Origin of the sequence: Aquipluma nitroreducens (assembly GCF_009689585.1) — a bacterium.
In the GTDB taxonomy this organism is placed as follows: Bacteria; Bacteroidota; Bacteroidia; order Bacteroidales; family Prolixibacteraceae; genus Aquipluma; species Aquipluma nitroreducens.
Window position 1 is genome coordinate 488,595 of the sequence record NZ_AP018694.1, and the last position, 15,155, is coordinate 503,749.

Annotated in this window: 9 protein-coding genes; all 9 read right to left on the minus strand. The window is 38.9% G+C overall.

Annotated elements, in window-relative coordinates:
• Window position 1 precedes the first annotated feature (1 nt).
• The 9 genes from AQPE_RS02015 to AQPE_RS02055 all read right to left on the minus strand — a co-directional run bounded on the left by AQPE_RS02015 (window position 2) and on the right by AQPE_RS02055 (window position 14,912).
• Window positions 2-3,283 (minus strand): type I restriction endonuclease subunit R, encoded by a 3,282-nt coding sequence (locus AQPE_RS02015; RefSeq protein ID WP_318349372.1) that lies wholly within the window; start codon window positions 3,281-3,283, stop codon window positions 2-4.
• A 244-nt stretch (window positions 3,284-3,527) separates the two neighbouring features.
• Window positions 3,528-5,459, minus strand: a complete 1,932-nt coding sequence (locus AQPE_RS02020) for an ATP-binding protein (RefSeq protein ID WP_318349373.1) — start codon at window positions 5,457-5,459, stop codon at window positions 3,528-3,530.
• A gap of 1 nt (window position 5,460) precedes the next feature.
• Entirely contained in the window at window positions 5,461-6,240 is a 780-nt protein-coding gene (locus tag AQPE_RS02025) for a DUF2971 domain-containing protein (RefSeq protein WP_318349374.1), read from the minus strand.
• A 154-nt stretch (window positions 6,241-6,394) separates the two neighbouring features.
• On the minus strand, window positions 6,395-8,926 hold the full coding sequence (locus AQPE_RS02030) for a hypothetical protein (protein ID WP_318349375.1): 2,532 nt from the start codon (window positions 8,924-8,926) through the stop codon (window positions 6,395-6,397).
• A complete protein-coding gene (locus tag AQPE_RS02035) occupies window positions 8,916-9,164 on the minus strand; it encodes a hypothetical protein (protein ID WP_318349376.1) in 249 nt (82 codons plus the stop codon). Before AQPE_RS02035 ends, AQPE_RS02030 begins: the two co-directional genes overlap by 11 nt.
• A gap of 23 nt (window positions 9,165-9,187) precedes the next feature.
• On the minus strand, window positions 9,188-10,459 hold the full coding sequence (locus AQPE_RS02040; RefSeq protein WP_318349377.1) for a restriction endonuclease subunit S: 1,272 nt from the start codon (window positions 10,457-10,459) through the stop codon (window positions 9,188-9,190).
• Entirely contained in the window at window positions 10,452-13,169 is a 2,718-nt protein-coding gene (locus tag AQPE_RS02045; protein ID WP_318349378.1) for an N-6 DNA methylase, read from the minus strand. The genes AQPE_RS02040 and AQPE_RS02045 overlap by 8 nt, the downstream gene beginning before the upstream one ends.
• A gap of 406 nt (window positions 13,170-13,575) precedes the next feature.
• Window positions 13,576-14,508 carry a relaxase/mobilization nuclease domain-containing protein gene (locus tag AQPE_RS02050; RefSeq protein WP_318349379.1) on the minus strand — a complete coding sequence of 311 codons (933 nt, stop codon included), beginning with the start codon at window positions 14,506-14,508 and terminating at the stop codon, window positions 13,576-13,578.
• A gap of 35 nt (window positions 14,509-14,543) precedes the next feature.
• On the minus strand, window positions 14,544-14,912 hold the full coding sequence (locus tag AQPE_RS02055; protein ID WP_318349380.1) for a plasmid mobilization protein: 369 nt from the start codon (window positions 14,910-14,912) through the stop codon (window positions 14,544-14,546).
• Between the last annotated feature and the right edge of the window lie 243 nt (window positions 14,913-15,155).

Consider the following 15,155-nt stretch of genomic DNA (forward strand, 5'->3'; position numbering starts at 1 on the left):
GTCAGCTGTTTAATATTTCCGAATAATTATTTTTTGCCAACATCATCATTTGCATCGCGAGGTCTTTGTTTTTACTTTTCAAACTAGGGATACCACTCAAACGAATGCGTTGTTCGATTTGGCCAGCTACTTTCTTCTTTTCATCATTTTTTTCCCAGAAGTTCGCAATCTGAAGTCCATCTTTAATGTATTTGAAAATGAAACCTGTGAGATCAATTATTTTTTGCTCCATTTCCACTGTCTTTTCTTCTTCAAGCACTTCGGTCATTAAATCCATAAATGGTGCCTGAATTCTGGATATTCGATAGTCCTCTTTTCGTCCCATTGAGGCCTCTTTCCTCAGTTGTTCTAGTTCTACTATCATCATATCCCAGTTTCCCTGATAGGTGTTTAGGATATTATCCAATCTGTCTTTAAAATGACGATACAATGCAGGATCGTTGTTTTCGAGCTTAACTTTTATTTGTTGACGAATGGCATGTTCCATGGCCGAGGCTTTTGATTTACTGCCTCTATAAAGACTGTCTATTTTTAGCGGAAAATCTTCGGAGAGAATTGAAACTTCTTCCACCCTCTCAGTGATGCCAATATGAACCAGGTACTTGTCAATCAGGTGACGGACTTTAGCACTGGCCCATCGCAAATCAAGTGTGTCATCTTTGTAATGATAGCGAATTCGCCACATCAAATAACCGATTCGTTTTGCCGGAACCCAATGTTCGCGCTGAACAGTTGGCGCATTAAAGAGCAAGTCCAGCCGGTCGAAGTAATTCTTGATCAGGGTATCAAATTCAGCACGCAGCTTCAGGTTTCCGGCCATTTCAATAACCTCTTCAACAATCTTAAACTCATCCCATGGATTGGTTATCGTTTGTCGCAGGAAGGCATCCATTTCCGATATCTTATTCGCCTCAAAAAATTGTACGATCTTTCTGTATCTTAATTCGAGCTCCGGAATTTCTTTGTTGATGTCTTTAAAGTATTCACCAAATTCCACCAATTCAGCTTTACATTCTTCTGCATCTGCATCTGTATAAATGCCCAGAGCACGATTCAGATTTTTTGTGATTCCAAAATAATCGACCACCAAACCATGTGTTTTCCCTTTTTTCGTACGATTTACCCTAGCAATGGCTTGCAGTAAATCATGTTCACGCAAGTTTTTGTCCATGTACAACACCTGGGCGATTGGTGCATCAAATCCAGTAAGCAAGCGGTCGCAAACACACAGTATACCAATTCCGGTATCCGATTTTCCGTTATCCACTGTATTGAAATCCTTTTTGAACGAATCGGTGATGCCCTTACCAAATCCTTCTCTGCGAACTTGGGTAATAATAGCCGGTTCATTGTTTGACTGCATAGACACAACTGCCCTCACTTTTAGTATTTGAAGACGTCTGATCAGGTCTTCATTCCGTTCTTCATCCGTTTTTGCCTGCTCTGCTGCAAGAAATTCGGGAATCAACCGTTCCAGTTCTACTTTATATCGCACCACCGCAGTTATTGAAGATGCAACTACCATTGCCTTAAAACCATTGCTCAGGATTTCTGATACATAATGTACCATGATGTCACGGGCAATGGGTTTCACCCGGTTCATACTTTCCAGGTATTCAATCATTCCACCATAACGGCGTTGTATTTCCTGTCGTTCTTCTTCGGTTCGGTGCTTAAATATTTCTTCATATTCCAGATCGAACACTTCCTTATCTGAAATTTCGTCTGAAGTACTTTTGCCAATGTATTTGATGTCAACTGTAGCGCGGTCCGCAACAGCATCGTTCATTTTGTATGTATCGATGTATTCCCCGTTTTTTTGATAGAAACGCTCTGCTGTAGTAACTTTGTGACGGGGTGTTATGAGTGGAGTGCCGGTAAATCCGATTCGTGTAGCTCTTGGGAAAGCCATAAACAGGTTGTTGCTCATGTCTCCGTTTTGCGACCGGTGTGCTTCGTCAACCAGAATAAGAACTTTTTCGCTTTTACTTAATTCGTCGAAGGTTTCATACCGAGGAACAACGCCTAAGCGAAACAGTGCATCCGCTGACATATCCTGATTGATCCCAAATTTATGAACCATTACAATATTAAGATCGGCAGTATCATCGCCCAGTTCTGCCAATACTTTTTCATCGCGGCCATGAGCTGCCCGTCCCGATTTTTTGGAAACAGTCCATACTTTTTCACCAGCCAAATGTGCCGTTTCTTCCAGTTGACTTTCGAGGTCAATCCGATCAACTACCATCAGTATTTTGTAATCTTTCAATTGGAAAGTATCACGCATTTTCTTGATTAGAAACACCATCGTCAGGCTTTTTCCGCTTCCCTGCGTGTGCCAGACCACACCGCTCCGATCCTGAAAAGATTCTCCATTTTGCAGACCTTCAATCATTTTACCTACTGCCCGGTATTGCTGATACCGACAAATCACTTTCACTTCAAGTCCGGGTTTGGCTTCCATGTAAATGGTGAAATTGTGAAAGATGTCTAACAGTATTTCGTGGTTAAACATACCCAGGATAATCACTTCCTGATGCTTTCCTCCGTTTTCGGTCTCCACCGTTTTGTATTTTTCGGGAAAGATGTCTATCCAGTTGTTGTAGTAATCGAATTCGGAACGAATGGCACCGAAACGGGCTTCTGTTCCATGAGTGATTACATTGAAAAGGTTGGTATAAAACAACGATTCTTTCCCTTCGTCAATGGCGTAATAATCATCGTCGCGCTGGTTGCTGTATCGACGTATTTGGGTAAAGGCATCGCTCAGCGGTTCCGCAGTGTACAAATCTTTACATTCAATGACAATCCATGGCATTCCGTTTACAAAGCATACGATATCGGGGATGATGAACGACTTGGCTGTGGTTGGAGTATCGACCCGGAACTGATTCATTGCAATAAAACTATTGCGGTCGGTATGTCCAATCTCAAAATCTACCAGCATAACGGTAGGATTTTCTTCGCCGGTCAGGATGTTTTTGTCAGGCAGTGTAATACCCTTACGGAGCATACGGAATACATCTTTGTTGGCTTCCAGTAGCTTTTTGTTTCCTTGCAGCGAAATACGCTCGTAACAATATTCCAACTGTTTTGGTGTAGCCCACAAATTTAACGCACCAACCGAACGCATAAACTCTGCTTTCAAGGCCACTTCGCCAAACGAACTTCGAAGCGATTTTGCCGGATCAACCGGAATGCCTTGTCCCTGGTCGATAACCTCCCAGTGTGCCTGACGAAGTTTTTCCAGAAACGGTTTTTCAACATTGGTGTATTCTGCCATGGTTTAGTTATTTCAAAAGTTCAATATATTAAACTTACTGTGATCGTTCAACCTCTTTTAATTTTGCGGACAGTGTCCGCAAAATGTTTGTGTATGCTGTGAGAAAATCCTGACTAAATATTTCCAGAAACGGTTTTTCAACATTGGTATACCCTACCATGATTAGTTATTTCAAGAGTTCAATATTCTAGATTTTCGGTGATTGTTCAATACCTGTTTGTTAAGGTTCATCACTAATAATCATTCAGTTTTCATTTGTTTTATACGCCTGTTCCGGATGGTTTATCATCTCAGCATGTAAATAAACCAGGTCTTTGCTTTTTATCATTTCACTCAGGTACTTTCTCTTTATATAGTCCTCGCCTTTATTTAATATTCCACTTATTTGTCTGGCACTTAGATACCTATCTTTGCAGATTTCCTTGATAATACCTTTTATTTTATCCGAATCATGTTCTCTTCGATTTAAGATATCTATTTCCTTTTGTAAAGATTCATCAATAAGTATTGATGGAGGTGGTGTACTTAAATCATGAGGTGGTGTACTTAAATTAAGAGGTGGTGTACTTAATTCTGTATTGATCTCAATATCAGTAATATCAGATTCATCCTTAAGATCATGAGGTGGTGCACTTATTTTTGGAGGTTGTGTACTAAGAACAACTGTAGGTTCTGTACTAAGACCATCAGTAGCTTCTGTATTAAGACCAGGTCCGGAAATATAATAGGTCGCTTTGCCCTTCCCTTTTGATGCAAATAAGTTATGCGATTTTAACATCCTAAGGTCGGTACTGGCTTTTAATGTATCACAATCAGCCATTTGCCGATAAGTTTGATTGTCGATTGCCCCGACTTCCCGAACAAAAATCAAAGCTTGTTTTTGCGGATCAGTCAAATTGAGGGGTTCAAATTGTTGCAACCAGTCCAGGTCTTTTTCATCGAGAAAATGATGTAGCAGTAACCGAGCTGTAAATTCGTTGTGTTCCCGGCTCGATTCAAAGGTAGGCGGTACCAGATGGGCGGCCTGCATTAACCGGCGCATTGCCCTTATTCCGGAACCTTTGGTTTCTGCCAGATTGGTATCGTGAAATACGGCTGCAATAAATGGATTGCGTGTTTCGCTACCCGGCTGGCCTAACTTTTCTTCCGATTTAAGCGAGAACCCTGGATTAATGATGTCGATACGATTGTTATAGCGGATTACCTGTGTTGGCCGGTGCTCCCGGTACGAACGGTGCATCAACGCATTTACAATAGCTTCGCGAAGCGCCTTTAATGGTAATCCGGATGACTCTGCCTGAAGATCGTTGTCAGGTAACAGAAACCCTTTGGGAAGGTCGGCATTGATGGCATCAATCAAGCGGTAAAGAACCAACAATAACGGGCCTCGCATGTCGATGGTTGTAAAACGGTCGTCGGGATCGGAAACCCATTGATTGCCAGGAACCCGGATGTAATCGACACGCAGCATTGGAAACGTTGAACGTTGTGTGATACTTTTACCAAACAGTAACAACCCGGCAACATTCAATTCATTCGGCTTTTCTCGGTTAATGCAGCCCAATGCCTGTAATAATTCGGCATCATCATAGGTCAGTTCTTCTGCTGATGGATTTACTTTTTCGCGAAGAACACGGTATCTTTTAATCGCATTCTCATCAACATCGGCCATGGTAATGCCTGTTACCGGAGTTTGGTCGTAACTGGTGGTATCCTGATAGAAAACATGCATGTCGTCATCGGTACAATGCTGGTCGGTTGAGCCAATGCGCCGGAGTGCACCAATTGGCAAACCATCGGCTCTAAAATATGCTGGTTTTTGACGGGCAGGAAGCTCGTTGATCCATATCTTGATTACATTCTTTTCATGTATTTTTTCTACTGTAACTTCGGGACGAATAGGCAGATTAAACATTCCGGCACATTGTGTTGCAAAATCACGCTGGAATTTATCCGGGTCATTAACACCCTTGATTTTGTATTGCGGAAACAAGACCGTTGTATCCAACGCAACTCCCATAAGGATATAGCCACCATCCAAACCCGGTTCGTTGGCAAAGGCACAGACCGTTTCCATTACCGAGTGTGAACTGTCACTTCCTCCTTTAGCTTCAATCCATGGACATTCGTCTTGGTCGTTGAGAATTTCAAAAAGTTCCTGCGCTGAATAGTTCATTTTAAAATCGTAGTTTAATTTCAGATTCCGAAAAGCATTTATAAAGGCTTGCTGATCGTAATATTCTTTTTACATTCGTCTTTTTCCAATCATCCATTCTGGGATGACATACAACTTTCATCTCTAGCTCTTTTAGATCAATAGGCTTTGAATTTAATCTAATTGTTTGACGATCAAGATTCTTTGATTTAACAACAAATCGGATTTCCTTTTCATGGGAATAGCTTATATCTTTTCTTAATGCAAATCTTTTTATTCTGGAAATTGAATCTTCAGGATATGGATCTTTATCAGCAAAATCTTGATAACTGACTTTTCCACAGTAATATTCGACAAGGTTTAGTTTATCTATCTCAGGATATAAGAAATTTTTCAAATGGCCAAACGGTATCTTTATTGCCACACCATCTGGATTTGAATACAAATTCCACATCGCCATAGACTCTCTTTTTTCACTAAACCAGCAAGATACAAAAGTATTGAATTGAATCCGATGAATTTTATCAATGCGTCCGGCTATCCTTTTTCCACCTACCAACTGACTTTCGTCGAGGATTAATTGACCTAGACTCATGCTCTTATCTCCAATAGTGAAATATCTTTGTAAAATTTCAAATGGTATTCCCTCTAATGGATCTTCGAATTGATCCATCCGTGTAAATTTAAAACGCGTTAGATAGATCAAATTTAAAAATTTGTGTATATCAAAATATCGCCAGATGAATTCTTCATCTTCAGGTAATTGTCTGGTTTTTGTTTCAATTAATTTTAACTTTTCCATTTTTTTAAGTTCTTATCCTTTCCAACAAATCACCCTTTATTTTTCAACTTATGACCTAGCGCCTATTCAATAACCTGCCAATGTACCGGAGTTATTCCAGCAATGGTTTTTCAACATTGGTGTATTCTGCCATTGATATATCTATTTTTAGATATTATTCATTTTCAGTTAAAAATATAGGATCACCAGATAATTTAGATGGCCGTACAATAACAATATCTCCAGTTTTATATGATCGTGTAGTCTCCAAGATACCTTCAACCCAAATGTCTTGTAATAAGACAGCATAATTGTTTTGTGTTTTTCCTAAAACAATTGATTTATAACTATCTGAGTAACTTAGATCATTATGTGTGGCTTTGCTATTTAATACAAACTCCTTGAGTGACAACAGTATTTTATTTCGTTCTAAATCAATTTTCTTGATAATAAGGGGAAGATTACTAATACTATTAAATAAATCTTTACATGATTCAACATAACAGATATCACTTATCTCACCCCTAAATAAAATTGCTTCATATATTTTACCATTATCTTTTATTTCAAATGCTACCCCTTCGTTGAATGAACTTTTCCTATTCAAAGTTTTCAGAACTTGTCCTTCTTTATATGATTCGGTGAATGCTTGCAAAGGATAAGCAACTAATGGCTTAAAGCTTCCAATAATTGAGTCTAGTCTTTCATTTATTTCTTTTATTGCAACATCAGTCTCAACATTAAATTTAAAGTTGTATTTTGAACCTCCTCTTGATAGTTCTCCGTTTGGAATAAATAATTTATACTTATTTTCTATTAGACCCAAAACTCCAAATGAGTTTTGCTGAGATAAAGTACATTTTACGGTCTTATTCCTATATTTCCTAAAAAAATCGATGTATGGATTCTCTTTTGGATTGCACAGGGAAAGATATACAACTCTCTTTTCTTTATTAATTTCCTTAATAAAGCCCTTAATTGTTTGGTTTAATTTTATTGAAGATTTTATGGTCTTAATCTCAGTCTCAAACCAAGCCAATTCTGAGTATGGCAGAATAGCTTCAATTCCTTCTTTTATTTCCCCAAAACATGCTTTTTCGTTCTTTTTGCAAATTGTGAAATCAACAGGTGACCCTTTTGTGCCAATAAATCTACTCCATGGATCACGCAATTCAGTATGTTGAAGATGAATTCGATTATCTTCAAAATCAATATTTTTAATGATAAATTCGAATTCTTCATCTACAGGAAATTTTTCGTGTAAAAAGACATATCTGCTAAAAGTCAAGTCTGATCTGAAAGCAATCCCTTCAATGTTATTATCTAAATCCAGTTTTATAAAATCGTCATCGCTGTACTTTACTTTTGCCTTTAATGTATTTCCTATTTTGAAATTTAAGCTTACAATTTTATATGGGTCACTATTGGTTCCTTTTATGCTAAATTCAACTAACCCACCTTTAATTATTTCGAGTGGAATCAATTCTACTTGCATGGAGTCTTTAAAATACTTGTCAATTTCGTCAATCTGAGAGATACTCAAATTGTGCTTTCTAACAAATCCTTCAACTCCATCTACATTAACTTTTAACTCATCGTGCCTTACTTTAACAATAATACCTTTAATCGGATGCTTAGAATCAATAGATTCATTAATAATGTTATAAGCTATTGCCATTGAACTTTCTTTGTCGATTCTAATGCAATAGCATATTACACTTCTATCATGATTATCAAGAAATTCTAAAGGTTTATTTATCAAAGTGAAGTTCCCTGTAGTTAATAACTCCTTTGCTATATCCTCGAGAATTTCAACTCTATCTTCTCTTGCAAGAAGGTAAAATGTTTTAATTCCCCTCGCCAATCCCAATCTTATTCTTCTTAAATATGCTTCTAACCCATGAGTCAAATAAGTTTCCTTTTTGGCAACGAGGAGGACTCCAACTTTAAGTGTTTTATCTACAAATTGTAATTGAGTATTATCATCAGCTTCTCTTCTTGCAATTTCATATAAATAGCTTAAGAAGGAATCGGCTTCATTAAAATTTTCGATATTTGGAATAGTTCCAGTTAATTTATTGCCATAATAATCTAATTCTCTAATCAAAATCCTAGTTAAAAATCCGGCATTGTCGATTTCTTCAATTTGAGTACATTTATCTTTAAATGTTTCAATGTCTTTCGCGTATTCGTCAATGAAGTAGCTGATTACGTTTCTTTGATTTTTATTAATGTGAAGTAGAATTTTCCTGGTTATCGAAAAATCAATGGATTTTCTTAATGATTCACTGAAATATGGTTTTGCATGTTTTAGAAAGGCATCTCGAACATAGACAGAAGTTGCATTTACAACATTTCTAGTTTGATCATTTGAGAATTTTAGCTTTACAATTGCTTTTCCTTCTTTCAACTTTGTATCAAAGTTTTTACCTCGAACCCATTCAATTGACAAATCGGGTATTTCAAAGTCAGGTAATTCTTTTCCTATCAGCCTTAATGCTCGGCTGCAAGAACCTTCAAGTCGATTTTTTATTGACGCCTTTTTCAGGCTGTGAAATACATAAGCTCCAGCGTATTGAATCCAACCAACCCAAATTTTTATCTTATCGGTAAAAAATAGTGCGATTATTATTAAAACAATGCCAACTAATGGTAAACCTAAATTGGCCAAAGCATTCTTTGCATCTTGGTAAAATTCATTTCCCATTTTCACAATTGTATTTTTGGAGACATAAAGCACTTTCGCAGAAGAATTCCAAATAAATCTTTTCACCAGCATTTACAGGAATAATTATACCAATATTTTCAATTGAGATAATTGTGCCGCAACATTTGCAGATCAATTTTTCATTTATTAAATCTTCATATTGACCTGTTTGCTTAAGAAGGACTTCAATGTCAGTATCTAATATGGCATTGATCATTTGTTTCTTTTTTCCAAACATATTATTCAAATTTAGTTTGATATTTATTGCCTTATATTACAGACTTCTTTCTTCCCTCCCAACAAATCACCCATCAATCCCCGTTTGATCGATTGGTATTTTTGTAATAGGGTTTCTTCTGATTCAAGTTTGTGATTCAATGATTCCAGTCTATCAAATATTCTGCGTTGTTCATTTATATCTGGCATTTTAAATAATGGTTTTTCAAAATCCGATTTTCCAATATTTCCTTGTGCTCCAGCATTTACTTTGCTAAAAACTTGATTTAAGAACTGCCGTGTTGTGAGGGTGTAATACAAGAAACCTTTATGAATTTCATCTAAATTCTTTGGTTCGAATCTTCCTACACGATAGTTCTGTAAGACATCATTTTTCAGTTTTTTTACCTGACAAGCTTTTCCCAGAGTAGCGCCAGTTAAAGCCATTAATACGTCCCCATTCCTAATTATAATGGATCTGAATTCATCAATGCGGTTTTTTGAAATAAAAGAACAGTTAGATAAATCTACATTCTCCGGCTTTATTTGACCAATTTTTACAATGGGTATTCCATTTTCAGTAAAATCATAATCTCTAAATTGGAACCCGTGAATTAAATGTACAAAATCTCCGAACCTTTTCACTTCCCATTCTTTCGGAATCATTCCCAATTCCGATTCTTTATACAATTCCGGGGCATCATGGTAGCTGGGGCGAAGGTGCCCGTTGGTATCTAAGCCGCAGGTAAAAAGGTCGTGCAACATGCCTTGCTTAATGGCTTTGTTTTTAGCTATGGCCGATTGGGTTTGCTCGATAACGGTGTCACAAGTGGTGAGGATATGAGCAATTTTTTGTTGGATGGGAAATAATGGGATATTGATTTTTAGATTTCTTACATCGCCAGAGTTAATTGCGGGATAGTTTGAACCTACAACTAATGCCTCAATTTGCGTTTCAACTTCATTTGAAAAAAGTGAATGATAAATAAATCCTATTTCCACATTTGGCCTTGATCGAAGAACAGCAAAGCCAGTTGATGCTATAAAATTTGATTTACTTCTTTTCTTAAATTGAGCAAATGCTTTGAGGTTTGGTCTAACAGTGGACATTAAAATATCATTGTCCTTTAGTATTTTCCTTGCTCTTGAAGGTGCATCTTTATATTGAATTGAATGGATTGGAAAACTAACATTACCCAAACTAACTGAGCTAATGTCAATATAAAAGAATGAAAAATCAGCATCAGTAGAAGATGGTAATTGTTCAGGATCAACTTCAACAAGATCTTTCAGTGTTTTTTCTTTCCATTCACTCATATCCTAACTCCTCCAAAAATTTATTTAACTCGCTGGTGAAAGTTTCCCGTTCGGTCAGGATATCGGTGAGGGTAACGGTGTATTTGTCGTGCAGTTCTTCAACGGCTTGTTGCAGTTGGCGGGTATGCACTTCAAGGTAACTGTTAATGGTGCTGTGCAGTTTGGACTGCCAGCGGTTCATGATTAATTGTTTGGCCACTTCCGGAGTAATTTGCTCGCGGGCTTGCTCAACCAATTCTTCCTTGCGCTGTTCAATGGCACGTATCAATGAAGCGCAGGCTTTTACTTCGTTTTCCAAATCAACATGACGTTGTATTCCGGCTTCGGCAGTTTCAATGGCTTGTGTCAATGGCACAATTTGCAATTGTACTAGCTTTATTTCTTGCTGTAGTTTGGTAATGGAGGCGGTATTTCCATCCTTCCGGTAGGCCGAAATCCGCTTCTCCAGAATTTTCACATCATTCTCCAATTCCTTGCGCTGGCCGTTCAGTTGCTTAATGGTTGCTTTAATTTCAGTAATCCGGCCTTTCGGAATCACTTCATAATCGGTTTCGTTCCATTCAGTTTCTTCCAGTTCGGCCACTTCGGCAAACAGCGCTTCCAGTTCTTCCTTTCGGGCTTGTTTGGCGCGCGATTCGGCCAACAGTTCAGGAAATTGGCTTTCCAGAATATCTTCTTCAGGAATCAGCTCGGCATTCCATTCGCTGGCTGCCACCGATTTAAAATCGGTTTCCAACTCGTCAACATACTGAGCAAATGCTCCGCGACTTTGAAATTCGTCGAGCAAAGGATCTTCGATTGCGGCCGTTTTCAGGGCAAAAGCCTCGGTTAAACCTTGCACAAAATGATACACATCTTTGTCTACCGGCAGGTTTTCGACCAATGGCAAAATGGTTTGCCAAAAATCGTGCATAGCATCGGCATAGCGTTTTTGTGCCTGCGCGTATCCTTCAGAACCGTAAATAATTGTTTTAATATCCTCTTTGGCAGCAATGGCCGCGCTAAACTGCTGGTAACCTTCTTTCAGCGGATCAAAAAGCTGTACTTTCAATCCATTATAGCAGGCAAAAGCATTATCAAGTGCAGTGATTTCGCTGTCGGGCAATCCGCCTTTCAGGTGTGCATGTACATCGTTTGGAGTGGGTTCCGGAGCATTATCGACATACCGCCGGATGTTGCAATTGAACTCTTCGGCTTCGAGTTCGGCCTTTTTCACCAAACGGCTATATTTCGGAAGTGGTTTTTTGTGGGTATATACATACGATATTTTTTCAATATCCTCGGGGCGCAAAGTATTCTGGTTTTTACCTTCCCGGTATTCGCGGTCGGCATTGATAAAGAACACGCCATCGCGTTCAGCAGCTCCGGCTTTGTTTACAATCAGGATCGAGGCCGGAATACCAGTGCCAAAAAACAGTGCTGGTGGCAAACCGATGATACATTCCAGAATTCCTTGTTCGATCAACCGTTTGCGCATCCGTTGCTCTTCGCCACCACGAAACAACACACCATGAGGCATCACCACCGCCATGCGTCCATTGTCTTTCAGCGTTGCAATCATGTGTTGCACAAACATAAAGTCGGCTTGTTTTTTCTGGCTCATCCAGTTCACAAAACGCTCCTTGAATCGCATTCCAGCGGTAGTGTAGTTTTGCGAAAATGGCGGATTGGCCACCACGATATCGTATTTCCGGAGTTGTCCGTTTTCAACCAGTTTGGGATCGAGAATCGTGTCGCCTTGCTGAATGTTGGCGTTGCGGATGTTGTGAAAAATCATATTCATCACGCACATTTTGTAGATGCCGTCTTTCAGCTCCTGCCCATGAATGGTCAGGTGTTTGGCCGTTCCGTATCGAGCCTCCACATAGTTACGCATGTTAATGGCCAAGCCTCCGGAACCAATGGTCGGATCGCAAATTTCAGCATCAATAGCCGGTTGCAGAATTTTTCCCATTAAATGCACCACCGGCGAAGGTGTATAGAATTCGCCGCCTTTTTTCCCGGCACTTTCGGCAAAGTATTTAATCAGGAATTCGTATGCAGCGCCGAGCAAATCTGGAAATTCAAACTGATCGTCGGTCAGCTTCATGCGGTTAAAGTCTTTCAGCATTTGGGAAAGCACTTCGTCGGAAAGTACTTTCTCTCCTTTGGTATTTACCGCGTTAAACTTAGTGGTACTCAAAATTCCCTGCAAAATTTCTGCATTGGCATCCTCCAACGCATTGAGAGCAATACTCAGCGCATCACCCACATTTTCCAACACGGTTGAAATGCCATACCAGGCAGCCGTTAGTGGTAAACCGATAAGTTCATTGGCCAAAGCCAATTTTTCTTCCTTGCTGAGCTTGTCAGATTGAAGTTCAATTCGTATTTCTTCCCGGCGTAATTCGGTTTGCTTTTCTTCGGGAGTTGGTTGATAGTCAATTTTCCAACGTGCTTTTTTAGGTACAAAAAACTCGTATTCGGGGGCTTTTACTTCTTCCAGTTCTTCCTCTATTTCTTCCTGGGACAAATCGGGATACTCCTTCAATAAGTTGCTGGTGCGCTGAATACGGCCAATTTCGAACTGGTCATTTACTCGTTTCAGAAAAAGCATAGCAATGATGTAATCCTTATATTCAGAGGCATCCAGACCGGCAGCCCGTAGATTATCGCATTGTAATTTTAAAAATGTGTTTAATTTAGAGAGTGATATTTTTTTTGTAGTCATATTTTGGATAAATTCTAATCTAAAGGGTTGTTTTTCGTGAAGACCAAAGTTAACCTTTATCGTTAATTACTCTTTGATTTTAACCGGAAATATAGAACATCTGATTCAATTAATTATTATTGTTCATTATTTTTCCTGAGATTTTTACCAACGCAAAAAGAAAATTATTTCTCTTAAAATCTACTGCAACACTCCACTTGATTCTGAAGCAAGCTTATTCGCCTAATACGTCATATTAGGACTATGGTCAAATCAAAAACTACATATCGGTAATTAATTTCTATAAATTGGCAGCAAAGTACGAATGCTGCCGAAATTTTGATCACAAATTTAGAGGCTAGACTTTCCATTATGCAAACCACGCTTGTGCTTTCAAGAGAAGTTTTCTATACCTCTAATTTCGCCTCTATAACTTTCTCTTTGTCCTGTTTTTCTGTGATTTCAGCTTATATCTTTTGTTTCTGAAGCCTGATCCATCATCCAATTGAGTTTTTACCTGCCTGATCAATTCTTTTAAAACCAACGATTTCAAAACTCCTGTGCCCAGTCCTGTTTGATCCGGATTGAGATGTTGCTTAGAATGTTGGACCAAATTCTGCTGTTCAGGCAAATAAAACTTCGGTCGCTCCTGAAAGTCCGACATCTTAACCGGGTGCCGGATCGGATTTCCATTCTCGTCTGTTACAAAAACCAGATGACCCCTTCCTGCTTTTCGAACTTCTACCTGGAACAATCTCAAAGCCTGATCATACATTTCTTTGGAAGTGATAAACTCCATTCGGTTCAATTGCCCAAAAAGATTCTCCAGATTTTGCTTCAGGTCTTTGCTTGAATTCGAGAATCTGAAGTTTAGTTTCTCCGGATTATCATCTTTCGTCAACTGATATTTTTGTTCCAAGTTTTTAATGAACCTTTGTGTCTTTTCCTTCTCGAAGTTGTCTTTGATTTTCTTTCCGGTTTCACAATTGATACGGGTAGATACAATATGAAAATGCACCCGTTCCAGATCGGCATGTTTATACACCAGGTAAGGCTGGTTCCCATAACCCAGATGCTTCATCAGGTTATCAATTTCAGTTCTAATCCCAGCATCACCCAAACGAACCAAATCACTGACAGTCGGATTAACGGATATATGCAATCCTGGCTTTTGTACCCGAGTGTTGCGATCTTCAATCTCTTTGAAAATCCGGTGACGGGCATTCTTATCGCCCAGGAAAGGATTGATTTCCGAAGTATTCCGGCTGTGATAAAAAGTAGCTTTGTGCTGAACGACCTTCCGCTCATTGTAAAACAAAGCGTTTTTCGTACTGCAAGCCTGATGAATTTTGATAACCATTGATTTACACTTTGAGATTGGCGAGAACTGGTAAATTAGTGCAGCAATTTCTGGAGCATAATCAGGCAGTTTCGCATCATATCAAAAGCCTGACGGAGCAATTGCCGGTCATTGTCCCCGACATTGTAACCTGCAAAAGAATTCATGCGCTTAGAGAGCTGGTTCAGGTTGACTCCAATTTTGTTTAGCTCAAAATCCAGGCTTTTTAGTTGGGCGTTGGCTTCCTCGTCTAATGAAATGACTTTTCGGTTTGACTCATTAAAAACCTTGGACCGGATCAGATCACTCATGCAGCCATATTTCCCCCTTTTGGTCAGGCTTTGTAACCTGATCTTCTCATCCCTGGAAACCCGGATAATGAGCTTGGCATTTCGCTTATCGGTATCTGGCAATTTGGGTCGCATGGTTTGTTTTCTGTTCCTGTTTCAACGGTTCAAAGAGGGGAATCATTCATAACTGAGGGGAATGTGGGTTGGCTCCTGCCAGACAAGGTGAGAAGGTTTTTGTGCATACAAAAACACATCTTGCATTCCCCACTTTGATTAAGATTTATCCGAACTAAGATAGTATTTACAATTTCAACCACAAAACACAAAACAGCTCAATATCAATCAATTAGAATGATGAAGTAAAAATATTATATCGAT